The sequence below is a fragment of the Secundilactobacillus mixtipabuli genome (genome assembly GCF_002217925.1).
Taxonomy (GTDB): domain Bacteria; phylum Bacillota; class Bacilli; order Lactobacillales; family Lactobacillaceae; genus Secundilactobacillus; species Secundilactobacillus mixtipabuli.
The window spans coordinates 85,216-107,218 of the sequence record NZ_BCMF01000004.1; the positions used below are offsets into that span (position 1 = coordinate 85,216).

General features: G+C 44.6%; 19 protein-coding genes. 9 read left to right on the forward strand and 10 right to left on the reverse strand.

The window, feature by feature from the left end; all coding sequences use genetic code 11:
• Positions 1 to 321: 321 nt before the first annotated feature.
• The 3 genes from IWT5_RS04310 to IWT5_RS04320 are packed head-to-tail and all read left to right on the forward strand — an operon-like array spanning position 322 to position 4,294.
• Positions 322 to 2,715 carry a helicase C-terminal domain-containing protein gene (locus tag IWT5_RS04310; protein ID WP_089108731.1) on the forward strand — a complete coding sequence of 798 codons (2,394 nt, stop codon included), beginning with the start codon at positions 322 to 324 and terminating at the stop codon, positions 2,713 to 2,715.
• Positions 2,712 to 3,407, forward strand: a complete 696-nt coding sequence (locus tag IWT5_RS04315) for a hypothetical protein (protein WP_089108732.1) — start codon at positions 2,712 to 2,714, stop codon at positions 3,405 to 3,407. Before IWT5_RS04310 ends, IWT5_RS04315 begins: the two co-directional genes overlap by 4 nt.
• Positions 3,404 to 4,294, forward strand: coding sequence for a sce7725 family protein (locus IWT5_RS04320; protein WP_089108733.1), 891 nt, complete (start codon positions 3,404 to 3,406; stop codon positions 4,292 to 4,294). Before IWT5_RS04315 ends, IWT5_RS04320 begins: the two co-directional genes overlap by 4 nt.
• Before the next feature lie 41 nt (positions 4,295 to 4,335).
• On the opposite strand, the gene IWT5_RS04325 is transcribed toward IWT5_RS04320, so the two are convergent.
• The 3 genes from IWT5_RS04325 to IWT5_RS04335 form a co-directional block, all read right to left on the reverse strand.
• Positions 4,336 to 5,049 (reverse strand): SGNH/GDSL hydrolase family protein, encoded by a 714-nt coding sequence (locus IWT5_RS04325; RefSeq protein WP_089108734.1) that lies wholly within the window; start codon positions 5,047 to 5,049, stop codon positions 4,336 to 4,338.
• Positions 5,050 to 5,208: 159 nt separating this feature from the next.
• Entirely contained in the window at positions 5,209 to 5,490 is a 282-nt protein-coding gene (locus IWT5_RS04330; protein WP_143443081.1) for a hypothetical protein, read from the reverse strand.
• Between the two features lie 194 nt (positions 5,491 to 5,684).
• Entirely contained in the window at positions 5,685 to 6,728 is a 1,044-nt protein-coding gene (locus tag IWT5_RS04335; RefSeq protein ID WP_089108736.1) for a lactonase family protein, read from the reverse strand.
• A 179-nt stretch (positions 6,729 to 6,907) separates the two neighbouring features.
• Here IWT5_RS04335 and IWT5_RS04340 point away from each other — a divergent pair, with 179 nt between their 5' ends.
• The 3 genes from IWT5_RS04340 to IWT5_RS04350 all read left to right on the forward strand — a co-directional run bounded on the left by IWT5_RS04340 (position 6,908) and on the right by IWT5_RS04350 (position 9,124).
• Entirely contained in the window at positions 6,908 to 7,297 is a 390-nt protein-coding gene (locus tag IWT5_RS04340) for a hypothetical protein (protein WP_089108737.1), read from the forward strand.
• 80 nt (positions 7,298 to 7,377) lie between these two features.
• The gene (locus tag IWT5_RS04345; RefSeq protein WP_089108738.1) at positions 7,378 to 7,842 is read left to right on the forward strand and encodes a Fur family transcriptional regulator; all 465 of its coding nucleotides are present in this window, start codon (positions 7,378 to 7,380) and stop codon (positions 7,840 to 7,842) included.
• Positions 7,843 to 8,125: 283 nt separating this feature from the next.
• Positions 8,126 to 9,124 (forward strand): peptidoglycan recognition protein family protein, encoded by a 999-nt coding sequence (locus IWT5_RS04350; protein ID WP_089108739.1) that lies wholly within the window; start codon positions 8,126 to 8,128, stop codon positions 9,122 to 9,124.
• 50 nt (positions 9,125 to 9,174) lie between these two features.
• Here the strand turns inward: IWT5_RS04350 and IWT5_RS04355 are convergent, their stop codons facing one another.
• The 5 genes from IWT5_RS04355 to IWT5_RS04375 form a co-directional block, all read right to left on the reverse strand.
• Entirely contained in the window at positions 9,175 to 9,942 is a 768-nt protein-coding gene (locus IWT5_RS04355) for a YibE/F family protein (RefSeq protein ID WP_089108740.1), read from the reverse strand.
• A complete protein-coding gene (locus tag IWT5_RS04360; RefSeq protein WP_089108741.1) occupies positions 9,921 to 11,057 on the reverse strand; it encodes a YibE/F family protein in 1,137 nt (378 codons plus the stop codon). The genes IWT5_RS04355 and IWT5_RS04360 overlap by 22 nt, the downstream gene beginning before the upstream one ends.
• A 390-nt stretch (positions 11,058 to 11,447) precedes the next feature.
• Positions 11,448 to 13,250, reverse strand: a complete 1,803-nt coding sequence (locus tag IWT5_RS04365) for an ABC transporter ATP-binding protein (protein WP_089108742.1) — start codon at positions 13,248 to 13,250, stop codon at positions 11,448 to 11,450.
• The gene (locus IWT5_RS04370; RefSeq protein ID WP_089108743.1) at positions 13,243 to 14,976 is read right to left on the reverse strand and encodes an ABC transporter ATP-binding protein; all 1,734 of its coding nucleotides are present in this window, start codon (positions 14,974 to 14,976) and stop codon (positions 13,243 to 13,245) included. Before IWT5_RS04370 ends, IWT5_RS04365 begins: the two co-directional genes overlap by 8 nt.
• A 347-nt stretch (positions 14,977 to 15,323) precedes the next feature.
• Positions 15,324 to 15,752, reverse strand: a complete 429-nt coding sequence (locus tag IWT5_RS04375; RefSeq protein ID WP_089108744.1) for a universal stress protein — start codon at positions 15,750 to 15,752, stop codon at positions 15,324 to 15,326.
• Positions 15,753 to 15,996: 244 nt separating this feature from the next.
• On the opposite strand from IWT5_RS04375, the gene IWT5_RS04380 reads away from it, so the two are divergent.
• From IWT5_RS04380 to IWT5_RS04390, 3 genes are all read left to right on the forward strand, one after another.
• Positions 15,997 to 16,221: a hypothetical protein gene (locus IWT5_RS04380; protein ID WP_089108745.1), complete on the forward strand. Its 225-nt coding sequence runs from the start codon at positions 15,997 to 15,999 to the stop codon at positions 16,219 to 16,221.
• A 207-nt stretch (positions 16,222 to 16,428) separates the two neighbouring features.
• Positions 16,429 to 18,348 (forward strand): M13 family metallopeptidase, encoded by a 1,920-nt coding sequence (locus tag IWT5_RS04385; protein ID WP_089108746.1) that lies wholly within the window; start codon positions 16,429 to 16,431, stop codon positions 18,346 to 18,348.
• A gap of 124 nt (positions 18,349 to 18,472) precedes the next feature.
• A complete protein-coding gene (locus IWT5_RS04390; RefSeq protein WP_089108747.1) occupies positions 18,473 to 19,420 on the forward strand; it encodes a nucleoside hydrolase in 948 nt (315 codons plus the stop codon).
• 97 nt (positions 19,421 to 19,517) lie between these two features.
• Here the strand turns inward: IWT5_RS04390 and IWT5_RS04395 are convergent, their stop codons facing one another.
• Positions 19,518 to 20,513 (reverse strand): LacI family DNA-binding transcriptional regulator, encoded by a 996-nt coding sequence (locus tag IWT5_RS04395; protein WP_089108748.1) that lies wholly within the window; start codon positions 20,511 to 20,513, stop codon positions 19,518 to 19,520.
• A gap of 26 nt (positions 20,514 to 20,539) precedes the next feature.
• Entirely contained in the window at positions 20,540 to 22,003 is a 1,464-nt protein-coding gene (locus tag IWT5_RS04400) for a UDP-glucose--hexose-1-phosphate uridylyltransferase (RefSeq protein WP_089108749.1), read from the reverse strand.

The window sequence follows — 22,003 nt, forward strand, 5'->3', positions numbered from 1 at the left end:
AGCGCGCCTGTTAGGATTAACCTTTGGACGTTTTGCTCTCACGGGAGACAATTAAATCGTCAGACAACAAAAACCTCTCTACCGCCTGTGGGTAGAGAGGTTCACCAAAATCTAGACTGTTCGCCTAGTTCACCGAGCCTTCTTAGCCTCACAGGACTATTTGTTAAAGGTTTCATTGCTGTTATCATACCTTGCTTGCTTGCTCGAGGCAAGTATTTTTTTGAACTTTTTTTGAAACCCTTGTTAGACTGCGCCATTAGCCGTTGTCATGGCATAACATGCTATAATGGATTTCAGCTATGAACAAAGAGGAACGAAAAAATGACAATCACCAAATTAGGAATCCGCGAACTGATTGAATTCACACTGCGCTCTGGCGATCTTAACGCCAGTATGAACAGTATGAACACCGCGCTGGAAGGTGCCAGAATTCACCGTATGCTGCAAAAATCCCGCGGAACCCATTATCAAAAGGAATATAGTCTGGAACGCGAAGTTGAACTGGCAGGCAAGCCATACTTAATTCACGGCCGTGCCGATGGCGTGATCTTAAATGGTGATGATCCGCTGATTGAAGAAATCAAAACATCGGATGCTGCTTTTGAAGATCTCACCGAAAACACGCTCACCCTGTACTGGGGCCAGGCCAAAATGTATGCGTACATTTTGATGTCTGATGAAGATTTGACCCAGCTAACGCTGCAATTAACTTACTACCGGCGTACCACTGAAGAAGTTACCACTAAGAAACAGACTTACACCTTAGCGGAAGCAACCGAATTTTTTAATTCAGTTACAGCAGAGTACGAAACTTGGCTGAAACTGCAAACTGAATTACGTCAATCCCGAAATAAGTCTATTAAGAACCTCGCCTTTCCTTTTGACCACTACCGTGCGGGTCAACGAGAGCTGGCCGTTTCGGTCTACAAGGCTTTACGGCTGAAAAAACAGCTGTTCATTGAAGCTCCCACTGGTACTGGCAAGACCATCTCAACCGTTTTCCCCTGCATTAAAGCCATGGGTGAAAATCAGATTCAGCGACTGTTTTACTTAACTGCCAAACAGAGCACCCGCCGCGTTGCTGAACAAGCCTTAAGCTTAATGGGCCAGCAAGGGCTGAACCTTCGCAGCATTACGTTAACGGCAAAGGATACGATTACTTTCCCAGAAGAAGCCGATTTGGCGCCGGAAGATAACCCCTTTATGGTCGGTTATTATGACCGCTTAAAGCCGGGTTTAAAAGATATTTTAACTAACGAAACCGCCATTACCCGAGAAACTGTCGAAGCATACGCCCGCAAACATCAGCTGGATCCCTTCGAATTTTCGTTGGATATCAGCTTATTTTGTGACGTGATTATTTGCGATTATAACTATCTGTTTGATCCGCAAGTCTACCTGCAGCGGTTCTTTGCGGTTGATCATGACGATGATAACTTCTTCCTGGTAGATGAAGCGCATAATTTGGTTAGCCGTTCGCGCGATATGTATTCAACGGAACTATCGTTAGCACCGCTGACTGACTTGATTGCTGCCACTAAAAACGCGCCTGAATGCACACCTGCGCTATTGAGAGCTTTCCGCGCCATGCGCCGAGCGTTTTTCAAAGTTGCCGGCCCACTGATTGACAGCGAGGAAGTGGAAAGTGTTTTTAATGAACCAGCAATCAACTTTAATCAAGCCGTCACCAAATTAAGTGACCATATCAGCGATTGGCTTGGTGATGAAAAAAGGCCGCAAAACGACTTTACCAAGGCCGTTCTCGACTACTATTTTACCTGCCTTAGCTACCTCAAAATCGCGGATTATTATGACGAAACCTACCGGACAAAAATTAACTTGGGTGACGACCATGATCGCGAAATCACTTTTAAACAGGTCTGCCTAGATCCCAGCGCCTTTTTACGTGACTGTCTGGATAAAGGCCGCGGTGCCGTTTTATTTTCAGCGACCTTGTCACCGCTAGCCTATTATCAACGCGTCCTGGGTGGCAATGAAGATAGCCTTTGTTATCAATTACCATCACCGTTTCCACCAAAACATCAAAGCATTTTGATCACCGACTATATCAGCACGACTTACCGAAATCGGGAGGCCAATTTGGCCAAAATTATTACGGGGATCAAAACGATGGTCAACGGTAAAACGGGTAATTATCTGGTCTTTTTACCGTCTTACAGTTTTTTAAGTACCGTCAGTCTAGCCTTTACCACGGCTTACCCCAACGTTAAAACCGTCACGCAAAGTCCCAGTATGAGTGAAACTGCGCGAACCGATTTTTTAGCTGCCTTCACACCGAATCCCAGCGCTTCACTAGTGGGTTTCGCGATTCTCGGCGGTTTATTTTCCGAAGGGATCGATTTAACCGCTAATCGACTGATTGGCGTGGCAATCGTGAGTGTCGGCTTACCCGGTATCAGTACGGAAAACAACCTTTTGCGTGACTACTTTGATTCACAAGATGAGCCGGGCTTTGAATATGCCTACCAGTTGCCGGGACTAAATCACGTTTTTCAGGCAGCTGGCCGTTTGATTCGCAGCGCCTCAGACCAAGGAATCATTCTCCTGATGGACCAACGATTTGCCAGTCAGCGTTACCTGCGTTACTTTCCACCGCACTGGCAATATCACCGGATCGTCCACAGTGCGGCGGAACTAGCTCCCACCATTGAACATTTTTGGGAAATGACTGATAAGGAGACGAACAAGTCGTGAAAACAAAGCTGACACTAGAACTTGAAAAAACGTTATACGAGACTTGCCTGGAAGCTGGCAGTATTGCGGTAGAGGAAGTCACTATGCCAGATGATGCGGGGATTGTTGATACCCTCAGTTACCAGCACTTACCAAACGGTGAAGATGAATGGCGCTGTTATGAGCTAAAGGTAACTAAAAGTGATTTTCATTCAAATGCCAAGCTTTCTTTTATCGGCAACTATAATTATTTCGTTTTACCACTTTCCCTTTATCAAAAAGTAAAAACTGAAATTCCTGCTGAAATCGGTGTCTTAAGTTATCAGAAATATGATCCCGCTCAATTAGCTGTCAGTACCGAACCCGTTTTGGCACCCGGTTATTTGACAGTGGAGAAAAAGCCGCGTTACCAAGAAATCACTCTCGATCAAGGCGACTTAATGCGACACTTTCTGTATTCATTAGCCCGTGAAGTTCGTAAAGCTAAACGGGTGGAAACGGGGATTAGCCAGTATTCAACTGACCGGCTTTTCAAAGAACTTAAAAAACGTCACCAGCACTACGACATCTACGATCCCGAAAACAATTTCTACGACCGTTTTATTAACGAAACCCAATCTAACGCTGTCACTGCACTGCAAGAAGAGGTTGATGCCCTGAATTTAGAAATTGCTAAACTGCAGCAGCAACTTTCCGAGGCGAAGTCAAAATGATGTATTATCCCTATTTTCGTGGCCGCCAGTTCGACTTACGCGCGCTAACCGAATTTGCTCAACAGGCGGATACTGCCAATATCATGCCCATTATTGAACCCGTTCGTGACGTTCCTGCACTACCGAAAACAATTGCGGCTTTCAGTGCGCACCACCAGCCATTAGCGGTGATTCAAAACCCACAGGTCGATCATTACAGCTATCAAGCCGCTAAACGTCATCCCATTGATGCTTTATTGGACAAACCAGTGATTCAGCGGGCCTATATTCTAACCCCCTTACTGCCGCCGCAATTACTGCCAGACAGCTTGCTGATCGTCCAGCATTACGCAGACTTAAAATTATTTGTCGATCACGATTGGCTGCCTGAATCAGTCACCCTGCTGGTCCCACCCGAAGCGCGGATTCGCCGTTTACTTGCTGGCCGTCGCTTCGGCCATCTTTTCGACCATTACGCTGTACCAGAGCACAGTTTCGAATTCACTCAAATGCCCGACAGCTTTTGGTCTAACGACATTGAATTTGCCCGCCAATATCACGAAGTTGGCTTTAGCGATTATTTAACACAGGGTGCCACCTATTTTGATCACGGTCACCCGAGTCGAACCGTCGCGTTACACCTCATTTATCTAGCTGGTCATCAAGTTCGCATCCGCCACTTTGTTTCCGACCAGCATGCCGACTTCAAACATCAGCGTGAAAAATACTTTGAAGCATTAGATAAAGCCGTTACGTGGATCAACCAACAGCCGCTGATCAATCAAACACCAGCTACCGATCAGTTACTAACATTGGCTAAAGAACACCATTTTCCTGGCATGGGCGTGTTGAAAACATTGACGATTGAACATCATTTGACCATCATGAAAAGATACTTAAACCTGTGAAACTAAAAAAGAACGCCTTTCCAGCGTTCTTTTTTGTAGTATTATTTTGCCATCGTTTTAGCCAGTAAACCAACGTACGCAGTTGCACCCTTAGTCTGCAGGTGCACTTCATCTGGCGCAAACCAGGCTGACTGATTTTGGCTAAGATCATGCCAATCCACCACGTGCACATTACGGTGACTTTTGGCCGTTGAGGCAATTAGCCGGTTGGTCTGCCCTTCCCACTTTTGGGTCGGCACATGGGTGTTGATCCAATAGACCTGCCGCTTTTTACCCACCACTTTTAGAAAGCGTGAAATATCAGACTTCTCCGGTGGACCATTGGTACCGAGATTAACGACAACATTTTCCGCCAGTTTATTTTCGGCCTTTAAGCTTTGGGTAATATTCGGCAAATCATAGAATTGACGTCCCACGGCGCCATTTATCAATACATGCGGGAAAACTTCTTTCATCTCTGGCGTTATATCGACCATGACCGAATCGCCGATGGCGGTCACCTTTGCAGCATGCGCATTGGCAGTTGCTCTGGAACTTAAATGATACTTTTGCGCCACCTTTTTCTCCCCAGGCGTTAGTTTAACCGGTTTAGGCTTCGGCTTAGGTTTCGACTTCGTCATTGTCTGGTGGCTGAACAAGACTTTGATTGGCTGATGACCAATTGTTGTACCACCAACGATTAAAATTAAAATCAAAACGATCCAGAAAGCTGGCCGTTTCAGTACCGGCTTTCTTGGCATTGCGTGTCGTTTCATAATCGACTCTCCTCTTTCTTCGCTCTTTTCATTTTACCATCCCTCAGACGGATAAGTGACAGCACTTTCAGCCAAAACAGGATAACCGACTTTGAAATAAAAAAATGGCTATTCCTAATAAATTAAGAATAGCCATTTTGATTTTTACTTAGTTTATCTTTAAATACCCATCACTAATTTTAAATAACCTGCAGCTAGCGTCAAACCAATCAGCCAAAGGTCTAGTTCCTGTAATCCGCGAGCTTGTTTAGTGGTATCAAAGACCATAAAATGACCGCTGAAAAGGACCAAGCTGGCAAACAATAGACCGGCATATAGTAGTTCTGACGTACCTAGAATCAGGCTGATGAAGGTGACAAAGTTCAGTATCAAAATCATGACTCGTCCCCATGTTACCTCTCGTCCCATAGCCACTAACTGAAGATTAATACGATTCATCATGTCTAACTCACTCCTAACCTTTTGAATTATCTATCCAAGGCTATTGTAACGCTTTCATTGCTTATTCCTAGGGATTTGCAGGAGCTTTTAGCAACTTCTAATATAGTCAAAAATCCCCCATCTCAAACATGATAGATGGGGGATTTTAAAAATGAGAGTGCTTAGATAAATCTTATTTATACGTCTTAAATGACTTATTTAACCGCAGCGACACAGACGCCTTCTGGTACCTCAAAGTTCTTTTGAACCATTGTTAATTTACCGCTATCAGCATCACGGCTGTATAGTGTTGCATTGTCAGTATTTTGGTTAACTAAAATAATAAAGCTTTCGTCCGCGTTGAAGTTAAAATCACGGGGGAAGTCACCCTCTGAAGGCGTTTGATCGATCAGTGATAATTCGCCGTTATCTTCAACCTTCAACGTTGCAATCGAATTGTAACCACGGTTTGAAACGTAGACGAATCTGTTATCACTTGATAGCCGGATTGCGGCTGCACCATTATGTTCAGTCCAATCGCGAGGAATGGTCTTGAGTTCTTCGCGTAATGTAAACTTACCAGCTTGGGCATCGTAATCCAACACATCAACAGCACTGCCAAGTTCACCAACTAGGTAAGCAACGTTCTTGTCAGTATTGAAAACAATGTGTCGAGGGCCAAAACCGGCAGCGCACTTAAAGGTCGATTTTTCGGTTAATTTACCTTCGTCACTTAAATCATAGAGGTAAACCGTATCTTCACCTAAATCACAGGAAACTAAGCGCTTATCAGGCGTTAAATCAGCAAAGTGCGGGTGTGGGCCGTCCTGCTGTTCAGGAGCAGGGCCAACAGCGCCGGTGTGCTTAACCGTATCTGTCGTCGTCAAGGTTCCATCAGCATTGATCTTATAAACGATCACAGCACCGGTATGGTAATTGGCGGTGAAAACTAATTGACGGTCTTCATCCACAGCAACGTAAGCTGGGTTGGGACCAGCAATCAAGTTTTTGCTTAGTGCCTTAAACGGTTTTTCAGCTGCATCAAAAACCTTCAGACCACCAATCTTCTTACCATCTTCTGATTCTGCATCGATGGCATAAACTTTATGTGCCTTTGATTCTGCAACGTAAGTTGGGTTACCGGCACGGCCAACCAATTCAAGGTTTTGTAATTGCTTCTTTTCAGTGTCTAACTGCAGTTCGTAGACACCTTCACTGCTCTTATGCGTATAGGTACCGATTAAAAAGGTTTCAATCATGTTCAATCCTCCACTATGCTAATAATTAATTTCAACGATTCAATTATAGCACAGGTCTAGTCCGACTCCGCGGTAACTCAAAAAGTTTGTGATGATTTTTACGAGGACTCAGATCATTACGGTTAACCGTATTTTATGGTACACTCGTAACCATCCACTTATTAAAAGGAAGAATAACTATGTCGAAATTTGAACTTTATCATCCGATATTAACGCCGCATTACCAGCTAAATTGGCTCACCCATTTTAAAGCCAAGGACGTTAATGACTTGCGCCAAAAAATTAATCCTGATGAAACAATGATTGAAACCGCCAATTATATTAATCGCGAAATGAGCACCGTTATGAACGACAAAGCCCTGACCTGGGGCGTTAGCGACAAACAAACAGATCAGTTTATGGGTATCGTTAGGCTCGCTCCCCTAACCGATCATTTTAAGGAAACGTTACTGACTATTACGAGTGCCTCTGAGGATAACACCATGCTGGTCAGCGAAATCAGGACCTATATGACCGAATTTTCTAAAAACGAGCTTCATAGTGAGCAACTGAAAATAGAATTAAAATGAGGTTCTCTGGAATCTTTCTAAAAAAAGTGTTTTAATAAGGGTAACTGATAATTACTCTAATCTGAAAGGAGTCTATGGTCATGAAAGAACCCGACGCAACCTTAAGTACTGCGTTAGCAAAGCTCCGCGAGCAGCATGTTCGGATTACTCCGCAGCGTAAATTAATTCTAGACTATTTAATGAACCATGAAAATCATCCACCAGTAGAAGAGATCTATAAAGAACTGGCACCTAAAATGTCAACACTCAGTTTAGCTACTGTGTATAATACTTTGAACCTTTTCGTTGAACTCGGGATCGTGATCGAAATTCCTAACGAAAACGGTGGTGTTCGGTATGATTTCTTTGGTCGGCCGCACTACCACGCAATTTGTGAGAATTGCGGAAAAGTAACCGATATTTACGATCCCAACCTACCGCAGATTTCCAGTATGCTGGAAAACACCGCTCAAAAGCAGTCTGGATATGACTTTGATGCCTGCCACATCGAACTTTACGGCCTCTGCCCTGAATGCCAGGCAAAGGGTATCACGGTTGCCTCTTAATCGACAGCAGCTTTAATTAAAAAACCGGTTAACTTTAAATTTAAGTTAAACCGGTTTTTTAAATGACATCACCAACATGACACGATCACGTCGTCTGAGAGTTTTGTTACCTGTTTTTAACATGAATGAAAATAAGCTCGCTTTAGCCTACCAAAACAACGTCTATAACTGTAATATTAGGCTTTGATCGTGGTTAGCCACTTGTCAATACCCACTTTTCTCGGTAGTATGATTTCAGAGAATGAATCGACCGTTCATTAAAAATAAAATTTGTTATAGAGAGATGATTAATGTGAAAAAGTTTTCGTTACTACTTACTGGATTACTGACCTTATTCACAGTGGGCGCTGCTAACGCTACCACTGCTCACGCCAGTTCTGCCGTTAATAATTATATTTCAAGTTCAAACATTAAGCCTGCTAAAATCAGCAGCAGCATTTGGGGCGGTTTCCCAAAGAACGCCTATCGTCATGGTGTTGGTAAACCAGAGGGTGTGGTTATTCACGAAACTGCCAACCCAAGCTCAACGATTTATAACGAAATTGCTTATATGAAGGCCCACTACAACAATGCTTTCGTCCACTCATTCGTTGATGCTTCGCACATTATTAACATTGCTAACACTAACTACCTTGCTTGGGGCGTTGGTTTCCCAGGTAACGCGCGTTACGTGCAGTTCGAACAAGTAGAAGTTCACAGCAAGAGTGCCTTTGCCCACGAAGTTTCTAACGCGGCTTGGTACACTGCTTACCTGCTTCACCAATACGGCTTGACACCAAACGCTGCCGATTATGATGGTAAGGGAACTGTCTGGTCTCACCGTGCTGTTGCAAAATACCTCGGTGGTTCCGACCATACCGATCCAGTTGGTTATTACTCAGCTAATGGTAAGAAATACTTTGGCTCAAGCTACACCATGGCTGACTTTTATCAGTTAGTTCATTCTTACTATTACGATAACTTCACTGGTTCTGCTTCAAAGCCAAGTAGTTCATCATCTGCAACACCTTTGGACAAAGTGACCTACAGCAAGTTGACAGCAACCGCAAAGCTTTCCAGTCAATACGCTAACTATCGTCTTTACAATCACGTGAAGAACGCTTATGCCAACACTTCAAAATACAGCTGGTCATCCGTCAAGGCAACCGCTGGTAAAAAGGTCTACGTTAACGATAAGGGCGTCAAGGATAAAGCTGGTACAACTTGGTACCGATTTACCTTCAGCACTGCTAAGAATGCCAAACAATACTGGGCATACGCTGGTGCGCTTGATCTTAACTAAATAATTATGCTTAATCAAAAACGGTAACTCCAGTTGGAGCTACCGTTTTTTTATTTCATAAATTTTTTTCTAGCCGACCGTTCACTAGCGACCATCGCCCAGGTCGTCAATGGAATCGTCGCAATCACTGACATCATAGAGAATAGAACCATTAAGACTTCGCCGACCAGAATCTTATCATTCAAAATTTCACCGATGGAATAATGGACCCCTGCAAACCAAATAAACAGCGCCAAGAACCCACCGAAAAAGCCAAAGAACAAGGTATTAAACGTTGTGCCAATAATCTGTGACCCCACCTTAAAACCGGCACCTTGTAAATTTTTAAGCGTAATTTTAGGATGCTGTTCCAAGATTTCGGCTAAACCAGCTGCAATGGCAATCGCTGCTTCAGCAATCGCTCCCAGCGTACTTAAAATAGCTGTGGCGATGGCAACATTTAAATAACTAATACCTAATATGTTTGACATTCCCTCAAGATCTTCACTGTCTTCTTGCCCAAATCCTTGAATCTGGACCCAGTGTTCCACCGGAATAATTAACAGGACCAGTAAGATCAGCACCGCAACGGACGCGTAGAATGCGATCATTGTACTATTTGAATCATTGCCCCCAAGAAAGATGGTCATTGCCAGCACAATCACTCCCGTTACTAACGTCACGAGAACGGGTGGTAAATGAAACGCCATCAGGACCATCGCAAAAAACAGGGCACCGAAGTTAAAAATTAAACTGATCCAAGCCTGTAACCCCTGAGTTCCCCCAACGGCAACCATGCAGATCAGTAATAATAAGCCTAATGCCGTAATCGTTCCCATGAGTGATGGCCTCCAATCATTAGACTTGTGATCCCACAGGCAAGCGGGATCGTCAACACGATACCAATACCGCTGATCAGACTCTGAACCACTCCAAGTGACATTGTCATGTTAAAGGTGTAACCCCAAGAATTGGCGTTTTTTAAGAACAGCAATGCTAGTGGCAACGTTTCAGCAACGAAAATGAAGAACAGGACGTTTACTAATGGTCCCATGATTTCGCCACCAATTTGCCGGCCTGATTTAAAAATTTGTTTGGCAGAGATATCTGGTTTTTCAGTTTTCAAAGCCATGAGTGACGCGATGATGTCTGTGGACTCATCCATCACCGCCCCCAGTGAGCCAAGAATGGTTTCAGCTAAAAACAGCGGCCGGGGTAATTGCGTCACGTACTGCATTGATTCATAGTAGACGCCGCGTTCATGAGTAAGTGCAAAGACGGTTAAAGCCACAATGACTGAAAGCGCGGTCCCGCCAATCGTCGCCAGCAGAGTCATCAGCATTTGCCGGTTAAAGCCAATCACGATCAATAAGGTCAAAGCAGCAAACACCACTGCCAACCCACCAAAAATGACTAATACAATACCGCCTTGAGTATGCGTATTCCAACTAACTGCCAGCCAGAACAGTACCCCATTGACGATGACACTCGTTAATGCCATCAGCCCACTAAACCGCATCAGTATTAATAGTAGACTAACGGTCAGCCAAACCGTAAAAGCTAACGCTGTATCCCGTTTAAGGTTGCTGATCGTCGCCGAAAAATGCCGCTGGTTTTGGTGAACGGTCAAAAATACCTTTTGTCCGGTATGATACCCCAGCGTAGTCGCTTGCGATTTTAAATAAGTATTCTCAACTTTCAGCCGCTTTCCTTTATTAGCCCCGTTTGTAATCACACCAGCAAGTTTTTGTTCAACTTGATGATCTTCATTATTAAACTGATCGGATTGTTTTTCGACGCTGATTACTTTAACGGATTGAATTTTTAAAATGGGCGTTTGGTACAGCCCATCATCATGAGCCACCCCCAATACTAGCAACGCACCCAAGATAACCACGAAATAGGGCCACCAATGTTGCCAGAAGGAACGGGTTTTCTTTGCTCCAATTATCATTTCACTACCACCTTGTCACAAACCATCATATCATATCAATTGAGGTCCAATTAAAAGCTTTCCCAGATTTAAACTAACCGTTAGTTTTACTTTTTTCAACAACTATTCTTGCAATTGAGTGGGTATATAGGGTAGAATGGTCGAGTGATTGATTACACCATATTCATAAAGCGAGGGTTAGACATATGAGAAAAGCACATCCACATGGCGTACAAGGTCGCCGTCCAGTGAACCAAAAGAAGGACGCGAAGCGCCAAAAAGAAATTTCAAACTTGCAACAATGGCTTAAGAGCAGCAAGAAGTAATTTTTTCTAACTGTAAGCATTGCGAGTAAAAAAGTCTCATTTAAGCGACTATGCATGGTCACTTAAATGAGACTTTTTTTGTGCACTATGCTAACCCCTGATATAAGTCATAGTAACGGCCGTGCAGTTTAAGCAGTTCTTCATGCGTGCCTCGCTCAACGATCCGGCCGTTATCGATCACCAAAATCATGTCAGCGTTAAAGACTGTCGATAATCGGTGGGCAATGACAAAGGTGGTCCGATTGGCCATCAAATTATCCATGCCAGCCTGAACCAAACGCTCCGTTCGCGTATCAATATTTGACGTTGCTTCATCCAATATCATCACGGGCGGATCCACAAGAGCTGCTCGGGCAATGGATAGCATTTGCCGCTGCCCAGACGATAGTTCTTCGCCGTCGCCAGTGATCTCCGTATCGTATTCAGCTGGCAGTTCTTTAATAAACACATCTGCCCGTGCTAACTGAGCGGCTGCGATAACCGCCGAATCATCCGCCTGCGGATCACCGTAACGAATGTTATCTCTAATCGTGCCGGTAAATAAGTGGGTATCCTGTAAGACAATTGCCAGTGCCCGCCTGAGATCAGCTTTTTTAATTGTCGCAATATCTACTCCATCATACATAATCTGGCCACTATCAATATCGTAAAATCGATTCAGCATATTAGTCGTGGTCGTCTTCCCCGCCCCGGTTTCGCCAACCAGGGCTATTTTGGCACCCGCCGTTGCTTCAAACGTTAAATCATGCAACCCAGCATTAGACTGCGGATAGGTAAAGTTAACGTGCTGAAATTCAATGTGGCCCTTTACCTGGATTCGTGGCTGTTGGGCATCAGCCGGTTGCCAAAACCAGCGCTCACCCTCCTTGATCAATCTAGTCGTCCCCTGATCATCTTCAGGTTTCTCATCCAGTAATTGGAAGATTCTCCCAGCCCCTGCCATCGCTTGAACGATTGAATTCAACTGCTGGGAAATCTGTGCAATGGGTTGGCTAAAGGAGCGGCTAAGCTGCAGAAACGCCGCAATGGTCCCTAATGTAATGAGCGTTGGGTGCAAAATAGCTAAACCGCCACCTAGTACCGCAATTAAAACGTACAGTAGATTGCCCATATTGCCCATAATCGGAAACAGCATGGTGGCAAAGCCGTTGGCATATCGCGCATCGTTTCGCAAAGCGTCATTATACGATTCAAAGGCCGTTTGCACCTGTTTTTCATGGGAAAACACTTTAATGACCCGCTCGCCGTTCAGCATTTCTTCAACAAAGGCGTCCAGCTTGCCCAAAGAAGCTTGCTGAGCCCGGAAATACTTGGCGCTACGGTGGGTCAACCACCGTACAATCAAAATACTAGTTGCAAAAATGGCTAGCGAAATCAGCGTCAGGACGGGGCTCAGTAACAGCATCGCCGCCAGCGCGAAAGTGACATTGAAGAGTGCCACGACAAACTGCGGAAAACTTTGTGTAATCAGCTGCATCAACGTATCAACATCGTTCGTGTAGCGGCTCATGACGTTACCATAATCGTTTTGGTCAAAGTAACGGAGCGGTAGTGTCTCCATTTTGGTAAACATCTGATTTCGAATCGATTCCTGGATTCGCTGACCAATAACTGCCATGATTTGGGAATAGATCACGGTCGCAATAACGCCAACGTAGAAAATGACTGCCATGATGCCAATCGCAAACAGCAGCGGCGTAAAAGCTGGATGACTCGCACGCGTTAATGGCATAATATAGCGGTCAATCAACCGCTGGATGAATAGCGAACCCGCCACACCTGATAAAGCGCTTAAAATGATGGCTACAAGACTGATAAAGAGCCAGCCCTTATACTGACTCACAAGTAAGCGTAAAAGTCGCCAGAGTGTCTCACGTCGTTTATTCATGCGTGCCACCTCCAAACTTCTGCTGTGCTTGATAAAGTTGACGATACCATTGATTAGAAGCTAGCAATTCTTGGTGACTGCCAACAGCTTCAATACCGCCGCGTTTCATAATGATGATTTGATCAGCATCGATGATACTCCCCACCCGTTGCGTGATCATCAGCTTAGTCACGTCTGGCAGGTCACGTTTGAAGGCCTGGCGAATTCGTGCTTCAGTCTGAGTATCAGTAGCGCTAGTAGCGTTATCCAAAATCAGAATTTTGGGCTGTTTTAATAACGCCCTAGCGATGGTTAGCCGCTGGCGCTGACCGCCTGAAACATTTTGTCCAGTCTGTTCAATTTGAGTATCTAAAACATTGGGTAAATTCGCCACAAAATCCATGGCCTGTGCCTGTTCAAGCACTTTCTTCAGCTGGTCATCCGTTGCGTCCGGATTCCCCCACTTCAAATTCTCCCGAATCGTCCCCGAAAACAGAATGGTATTTTGCAGCACCATCGCCACTTGATCCCGCAACGTTTTCAAGTCATATTGCTGCACGTTTTTACCACCAACTCTAACGACACCGCTTGAGACATCATATAGCCTGGGAATCAGTGACACCAGAGTCGTTTTGGACGTCCCCGTTTCGCCAATAATCCCCACTACTGCCCCACTATCAATGTGCAGGTTAACGTCTTTCAACTGGTCATCATCCGTCCCAGGGTAACTGAACGTCACGTGCTCAAAATCAATGCTGCCATCTGCCACCTGGGTTGCTGCATTCGGTAATGCGACGATGTCCGGCGCTGTCTCCAGCACCTCTACTGCTCGTTCTGCGGAGGCCTGTGACACGGACAGCTGGGAAAAAATCATTGCTAGCATATTTAGACTGTATAAGATTGAAATACTATAAGTAAACAAACTGACAAATTGGCCAATTTCTAATGATTTGCCGACGATCAGCTTAGCACCCAACCAGGATAAAATCAGCATCGTTGTGCTGATAACAAACTGCATCAAAGGCATATTAAAGGCCACGATCCGCTGGGCTTTAGCGAAAACCTGGGCAATATCCTTAGCCGACTGACGGAATTTAGTCACCTCAGCGTCTTGCTGCCCATAGGTTTTTACCACTCGAATCCCCCGAAGATTTTCCCTAACGACTCGGTTTAACTTATCGTATTGCCGGAAAACCTGCCTGAATAACGGCCGTGATTTTTTAACGATCCAAAAGAGGCCAATTCCCAACACGGGGACCACACAAACAAATAACCACCCTGCTTGCCGACTGACCAAAAACGCCATAATAATTGAAAACAGCAGCATGGACGGTGCCCGAACTGCCACTCGAATCAGCATCTGATATGCAGTCTGAATATTGGTGATATCCGTGGTCAGCCGAGTAACCAGGCTAGAAGTCGCAAAGTGATCTAAATTTTTAAAGGAGAAAGTTTGAATCTTACTAAAAATATCGTGTCGCAGATTCTTCGCAAAACCCGCTGCGGCTTGACTTGAAAACCAGCTGGCACCTGCACCTAAAATCAGTGAACATAATGACATCAGTAATAGCAGTAAACCGACCTTAATCACAACTGACATGTTGCCGGGGCGGATCCCCTGATCAATGATGGCTGCCATTAAAAAGGGAATCAACGTCTCAATGGCTGACTCTGACACCACCAGCAACGGTGAAATAATGGTTCTTATCCGGTATTCACGGACCGATTTTAATAATGTGTGCAGCATCGCTTACACACCCCCACGTGTTGAAATTACCGTCAGTTTACCACGAGTCCCGCCAATTTTATGAAAAGAACACTTGCTAAATATTGACTTAAAAAGAAGCTGCGACACAACTCGGTAAATTTCAGAATATAACACCAAATAATGCCATCCCGATGGGTTTTATCGGGATGGCATTATTTGGTGTTATATGGCCGGAATCTGAGTTGTGGAACAGGTTAAGGCTATATTCAAGTCATGAACTAAAATAAATTTTAGGCTGTGTGTACGTCAAGAAAATAGATTAAATCCTTGTCGACATAGACTGATGTCACAGCTCTTTTTAAACTCTTTATCAACATTACTTGCCATCAATCACCCACAACTAAAACCGGGGTGATCGACCGCCGAACCACATATGAAGTCGTTGATCCCATGATGGCGCGGTTCAAGCCATGAACACCTGATTTACCAATCACAGTCAACGTCGTATCCAGTAAATCCGGCAATGTTTCAGAAATCGCTTGCTTCGGAATGCCCACCTCAAAATCCGTTTCAACATCCACACCCGCATCCTTAGCACGGGCTTTAGCCGTCTTTAACGATTCTTCAGCTTGTTCTTTCATGTGTGCCATAATGTCATTACCAAAAATCGCTCCATATTGGGTGTAACTTTGATCGTTTGCAACCGCAACAACTGTCACTTTTGACCCGTAATGCTTAGCAATATCAACTGCGGCATCAAGCGCCCGATAGGCATTCTCACTACCGTCTATAGGAACTAAAATTTTTTCAAACATAATGACACCTCCATTTTATATTTACTATTATGCTACCACATTTGAAAGCGCTATCGTTAAAATATGTACTAAAATAATGTGAGCTTTTTCACGCTCGTTTTAAACTTTCCAGCTTTAAAAAAATATCGGGATGACAAATCGCAATGTAACAGTACGTCGCTTTACCTGCCCAAAATGTCAAGATTGAATTCCAATTTTTGGCTCTCTATAATGGAGCATGAGTTTTCGAATCGGGGGGATATGAATGCAACAGACAACAAAAGACATCTCATCAACAATTCAGGCGGCCTACCATCATAATTGGGTCATCAAGCTGACGTTAAGCAGAGCCAAAGCCGTCACGGGGATGGTGAATACTTCTCCAAGTCACGGTGTTTTCTACCTGACACACAACGGGGACATCGAACGGTTTGAGCTTGGGGACCTTGACGACGTCACCGTGATCGAAAAGAATTGGTGGAAGATTTAAATCCGAGTCAACGTTGTGACGACTGACTGACGATCCGTTAAATTTTTGTACAACTGATTAAGTTACCGTTCATTTAAATAGGGTTAATCTGACGGATGCTAAAAGTAATCAACAACTTTGGCACCGTCTTTTTTCTCTTGAAATGACATCAAAGCGCTCATATCGCTGTATAATAAGAACAATCTACAATTAGATGGAGGTTATCAAATGGCAGATAAAATAGAACATCGCTTAATCAAAACTGATTTATACGACGCTGTAAACGGCGACTGGCTTAAAACAGCCACTATTCCAAGTGACCACTCAACTACGGGGGGCTTTACCGACCTTTCGGATAATATTGAAAAAACGTTAATGGCTGACTTTAAAGCCTTGTTAACTGGTCACTTAGCGACTGAAAACGATGAGATGAACGAATTCAAGCAGTTTTATGAACTCGTTAGTGATTTTGATAAACGGGATAAAGATGGTAGCGCGCCTTTAAAACCGTACCTTGAAAGAATCGAAGCCCTTAACAACTATCAAGATCTGAGTGATCAGCTGGCCGACTGGATTTTAACCGGCCTACCAACACCCTTTTCACTGGATATTGACTCGGACATGAAGAATTCCACGAAGTACGCTTTATTTGCTAGTGGTCCACGACTATTCTTACCTGATAAAACTTATTATGAAGACGACAACCAGGCTGCTAAGCAGCTCATGCCCGTCCTTGAAAAAATGATGACTCAGTTATTCGAGTTAGCCGGTTATGATGCCGCAACTACTAAGACGATTATCCAACAAGCAACTGCCTTTGATAAACTGATCGCACCACACGTTAAATCAGCTGAAGAGAGCGCCGACTACAGCAAGATGTATAATCCACGGACGCTTGATCAAATCGCTGACAGCACGGACCAATTAGACCTTAAAACGGCCATTTCCGCATTGGTACACGGTACCCCAGAAAAAATCATCACAACCGAACCAGACTTCTTTGATGCTCTGGGCGACTTATTGACTGATGATCACTTCCAGATGATGAAGAGCTGGATGCTCTTCAAGGCTGTTATGGGCTTATCCAGCTACTTAAGTGATGAACAGCGGCAGGCCAGCACCATTTACAGCCGTGCCATGAGCGGCCGTAAGGAAGCCCGTAGTCAAGAAAAGTCAGCGTATGACCTCGCAACCGGTGTCTTTGACCAGGTTGTGGGCGACTACTATGGCCGTAAATACTTCGGTGAAACTGCTAAGCAAGACGTTCATGACATGGTCGTTAAAATGGTCAACGTTTATAAGAAACGGTTAGCCAACAATACCTGGCTGGGGAAAGCCACCCGTGAAAAGGCCATTTTAAAACTTGATAAATTGGGTATTCAAGTCGGCTTCCCAGATAAGATCGACCCCCTTTACAGTAAATTCAAAGTGACGTCTGCTAGCCAAGGCGGCAGCGTACTGTCCAACCTGATGACGTTCACCCGTATCCGTAACGAGGATGATTTTGCTCGCTGGAATCAACCCGTAGATCGATCACGCTGGGAAATGAGTGCGTCAACCGTCAACGCTTACTTCCATCCGTTCTATAACATTATTGTTTTCCCTGCGGCTATTCTACAGGCACCATTCTATAGCCTTAAACAGTCTTCTAGCGAAAACTTTGGTGGTATCGGCGCAGTCATTGCCCACGAAATTTCCCATGCCTTTGATAACAACGGATCGTTGTTTGATGAAAACGGCAGTCTAAATAACTGGTGGACTGACGCTGACAATCAGCACTTCCATGAATTAGCCGAAAACATGGTCAAGGAATTTGATGGCCTGCCATACGCTGGCCAAACGGTAAACGGTAAACTCACCGTGTCTGAAAATATCGCTGATGCCGGTGGCTTAAGCTGTGCCTTGGAAGCTGCCAAGGCTGAACCAGACGTGGATTTGAACGCCTTCTTCCTCAACTGGGCCAAGATTTGGCGCCAAAAGGCGACACCAGAACGCGAACAGCTTCTGTTGTCCATCGACGTTCATGCCCCAGCAAAATTGCGAGCCAACGTTCAAGTTCAGAATCTAGACGATTTCTTTAGTACCTTCAACGTTCAGCCTGGCGATAAAATGTATAAGGCACCGGCCGATCGCGTTAAAATCTGGTAATCATTATGAGACTGTGAAACGGACTTCTTTTGAGGAGTCCGTTTTTTGTTATCATGCTTTTTTGCTCTTGACTGTGACTATAAAATTGCTTACTATTTTTTAAAAATGGTTGGAGGCCTTTTCAATGCATAATGTCTATTTTGACCACGATGGTAACGTTGACGATCTCGTTTCGCTTTTACTGCTGCTCCAAATGCCAGACGTTAACTTAATTGGTGTTGGTGTGATTGACGCCGATGGTTACGTGGATCCCGCTTCCGAAGCTTCACGGAAAATTATCGATCTTTTTGGTCACGCCGGCCGCAAGCCAGCAACCGTCGCCAAGTCTAATTCCCGTCCCGTTCACCAATTTCCCAAAGAGTGGCGACTGAGTGCCTTTTCATTTGACGACTTTCCAATCCTAAACGAACATGGTGCACCAAAAACACCATTAGCCAAACAGCCTGCTCACCTCGATATGGTTCAGGCAATCAAGCAGTCAAAAACGCCCGTCACCTTAGTCATGACTGGACCCCTCACGGATCTGGCCCGGGCATTAGCGACTGACCCAACGATTACTGATAATATTGAACGGCTCTTCTGGATGGGCGGTGTAATGAACAGTCAAGGAAACGTTGCTGAACCCGGACAAGATGGCACGGTAGAATGGAATGCCTATTGGGATGCGGAGGCAGTTAAAACCGTCTGGGATTCACCGTTAAAAATCACAATGGTCGGTTTAGATAGCACCGACCAAGTCCCACTAACGGCAGAATTAAGAGCTCGCTGGGCACAGCAACGACGTTATCCAGCTCTTGACCTCATTGGCCAGGGCTACTCGCTTGTTCATTCGTTTGAAGCCAACTCGACTTATTATCTCTGGGATGTTCTCACGACCCTTGTGAGTGACTATCCGGAATTAGTCGATTCAGTTCCCGTTAAGAGTGATGTCATTAAAAACGCCCCTTCAGAAGGACGGACTTTCATTACCGAAAGTGGTCGCGAGATTGAATTTGTGACTAACGTGCATGCTGATGCTTTCTTCGATAAAATCGACCAGCTGGCCAAAAGTGCCACTGATACCTCAATCTAACGTCTATTTTTGCTAAACGTAAAAAGCGATTATCCGTGATTTTCGGATAACCGCTTTTTTAATTGAAATCATTGTCTATTAAAAAACTCACTGACACCTACCGAGTACTCTTGCGAATAATCAATTTCGTCCCAACCACAACCTTTAATGGTACATCACGCCCGTTATCTAACCGACTCTTCATCAGCTCGACGGCCCCAGTTCCCATCTGGTCGGTTGCGACATGAACCGCACTCAGCTCAGGGTAAACGTACTTGGCAACAGACGTATCATTAAAGCTAAAAAGACTAACTCGCTCAGGAACTGAAATATCCTCTTCGCCCAAAGCCTTTAAAGCCCCAATGGCCATCGGGTCATTGCTGACAAAGAAAGCGTGCGGTAGTTCATGACCCAAATCACGTACAGCCTGCTTCATCAGATCATAACCGGCTTGGTTAGTGTAATTGCCCTCATAAGCAAACCGGGGATCAAATAACTTTCGTTCAGTCATAATGGCTTTAAATGCCTTGTACCGTGGATCCGGAATTTTAAGTTCTCCATCAGTCGTATATTCAGAGCCGTAGATAATACCGATATCCTGACTTTTGGCCGAAAGGTAGTCAACCACTTTAAAAACAGCTGGCTTGAATTCAGTCACAATGCTATCAAAGCCTCGTTTCATTTCGCTCCAATCAACAAAAACCAAATTGTCGCTAATCGCACTTAACTCATCAACTTGGGCATCACTGTATTTACCGACCGCGATAATTCCATCGACATCCTTGCTGATCTCAGACACCTGATTTTGAAAAACGGGGATCGTTTGAATATGCAGTTCCTGACTGCGTTTTTCAATTTCCATCCGAATCGTCATGTAGTAAAGGTCATCTAACTCTTTATTAATGGAATACCACTGAACGACGGCAACCTTATAAGTATCAGCTACCTGTGACACTCGCTTTGTCTTGGTATAGTTCAGTTCTTCAGCAATTTCAAAAATCCGTTGCCGGGTATCATCACTAACGGATAGTGTCGTATCATAATTAAGCACGCGAGAAACAGTGGACAGGGAAACACCTGCTTTTTGAGCGATGTCTTTTAAAGTCACTTTCATAGATGCTTCCCCCTTTCTAAATAAAGTTACTTAATTTGTGCAATGAACCGGTCAAAAGCAGCTTGACCTTTTTCATCGCGCTTGAAGACCCCTGCATCTTGCAGAACCCGTGCGAAGACTTCCCCAATCGAATGGTCAATAATGCCATCTGCATTATCAGCCGTAAACTTGTTGGCTGCCTTCAGTTGATCTGCCCAGGCTTTGTGGTAGTCCTTCATTTCGTTTGGTTCACCTAAGACGTAATGCTTAACTTCCTGCATTTCAGTCTTCAGCCTTGCGGGCAAAATAGCTCGTCCCATGACTTCGATGAGACCGATATTTTCCTTTTTAATATGCTGAACATCCTGATGTGGATGGAAAATTCCATCTGGGTACTTATCAGAGGTCTGGTTGTCCCGCAAAACGATATCCAAAACAAACTTGGAACCACGACGGTAAGCAATTGGTGTAACCGTGTGATGCCGCTCGCCATCGGTATATGAACGAACGTCAACTGATTCATCATCGTAGTGCTGCCAGTTGTTAGCAATGGCTGTAGCTGCGTTGATCAGCGATTCAGGTGTGTCACCTGAAAGCCGGATCGTAGACATTGGCCACTTAACGATCCCGGCATCCACATCGTCAAAACCAGCTAACTTAATCTTGCGATCAAGCGGTGCCTTCATCATTGGAAAATCATGACGGCCGCCTTGATAGTGATCTTGAGCCAGCATGGAACCACCGACGATTGGTAAATCGGCGTTACTGCCCACAAAGTAGTGTGGGAATAGACGCACGATTTCCAGCAAGTTGCCAAAGGTATGCTGATTGATCACCATTGGCCGGTGTTCTTGCAGCAAGAAAATGGCGTGTTCACTAAAGTAAGCATAGGGTGAGTACTGGAAGCCCCATGGTTCACCGCCGAGGGTTAACCGGATAATCCGGTGGTTCGTCCGTGCTGGATAGCCCAGCCGACCACGGTAGCCTTCGTTTTCAATGGCTAACTGGCTTAATGGATACGTGTTGCTCTTTTGCGTCCGTGCAGCAGCAATCGCCTTGGGATCTTTTTCAGGCTTCGACAGGTTAATGGTAATTTCAAGATCACCATAATCCGTTGGCGCATCAAAAACGATGTTCTTCGCAATTGATCTCGTCTTAATATAGTCGTTCTTGCGGCTTAAGTTATAGAAGAAATTCGTTGCGTCTTCAGGCGACTTTTGGTATTCATTCCAGAATTCTTGGTTCACCTTAGCTGGCGTTGGTGTCAGTAAATCAGTTAATTCAGCCTCTAAAATATCGCGGTCAGATTGACCATCTTCAATTTTACCGTTCTTAACAGCGGTGGCTAATAAAGCATCAACAACGTCTAGTAAATCATCACTTTTAGCTTCAACAGCCTCTTCATCACCGACTAGCCCGAGAACACGATTTGTCACGTAAATTCGGTCTAGTGGCTGATAAGTACCGCTGGCAATAATGGCATCAACAAACTGCTCAACTGTTTTTGACAT

Excerpts from the sequence above, each read along its gene's own strand:
- IWT5_RS04400 (WP_089108749.1), bottom strand. The coding sequence starts at position 22,003 with ATGTCAAAAACAGTTGAGCAGTTTGTTGATGCCATTATTGCCAGCGGT.
- IWT5_RS04345 (WP_089108738.1), top strand. The coding sequence starts at position 7,378 with ATGAAAGAACCCGACGCAACCTTAAGTACTGCGTTAGCAAAGCTCCGC.
- IWT5_RS04360 (WP_089108741.1), bottom strand. The coding sequence starts at position 11,057 with ATGATAATTGGAGCAAAGAAAACCCGTTCCTTCTGGCAACATTGGTGG.
- IWT5_RS04310 (WP_089108731.1), top strand. The coding sequence starts at position 322 with ATGACAATCACCAAATTAGGAATCCGCGAACTGATTGAATTCACACTG.
- IWT5_RS04385 (WP_089108746.1), top strand. The coding sequence starts at position 16,429 with ATGGCAGATAAAATAGAACATCGCTTAATCAAAACTGATTTATACGAC.
- IWT5_RS04380 (WP_089108745.1), top strand. The coding sequence starts at position 15,997 with ATGCAACAGACAACAAAAGACATCTCATCAACAATTCAGGCGGCCTAC.
- IWT5_RS04390 (WP_089108747.1), top strand. The coding sequence starts at position 18,473 with ATGCATAATGTCTATTTTGACCACGATGGTAACGTTGACGATCTCGTT.
- IWT5_RS04330 (WP_143443081.1), bottom strand. The coding sequence starts at position 5,490 with ATGATGAATCGTATTAATCTTCAGTTAGTGGCTATGGGACGAGAGGTA.
- IWT5_RS04375 (WP_089108744.1), bottom strand. The coding sequence starts at position 15,752 with ATGTTTGAAAAAATTTTAGTTCCTATAGACGGTAGTGAGAATGCCTAT.
- IWT5_RS04350 (WP_089108739.1), top strand. The coding sequence starts at position 8,126 with ATGATTAATGTGAAAAAGTTTTCGTTACTACTTACTGGATTACTGACC.
- IWT5_RS04340 (WP_089108737.1), top strand. The coding sequence starts at position 6,908 with ATGTCGAAATTTGAACTTTATCATCCGATATTAACGCCGCATTACCAG.
- IWT5_RS04370 (WP_089108743.1), bottom strand. The coding sequence starts at position 14,976 with ATGCTGCACACATTATTAAAATCGGTCCGTGAATACCGGATAAGAACC.
- IWT5_RS04320 (WP_089108733.1), top strand. The coding sequence starts at position 3,404 with ATGATGTATTATCCCTATTTTCGTGGCCGCCAGTTCGACTTACGCGCG.
- IWT5_RS04395 (WP_089108748.1), bottom strand. The coding sequence starts at position 20,513 with ATGAAAGTGACTTTAAAAGACATCGCTCAAAAAGCAGGTGTTTCCCTG.
- IWT5_RS04355 (WP_089108740.1), bottom strand. The coding sequence starts at position 9,942 with ATGGGAACGATTACGGCATTAGGCTTATTATTACTGATCTGCATGGTT.
- IWT5_RS04325 (WP_089108734.1), bottom strand. The coding sequence starts at position 5,049 with ATGAAACGACACGCAATGCCAAGAAAGCCGGTACTGAAACGGCCAGCT.
- IWT5_RS04335 (WP_089108736.1), bottom strand. The coding sequence starts at position 6,728 with ATGATTGAAACCTTTTTAATCGGTACCTATACGCATAAGAGCAGTGAA.
- IWT5_RS04365 (WP_089108742.1), bottom strand. The coding sequence starts at position 13,250 with ATGAATAAACGACGTGAGACACTCTGGCGACTTTTACGCTTACTTGTG.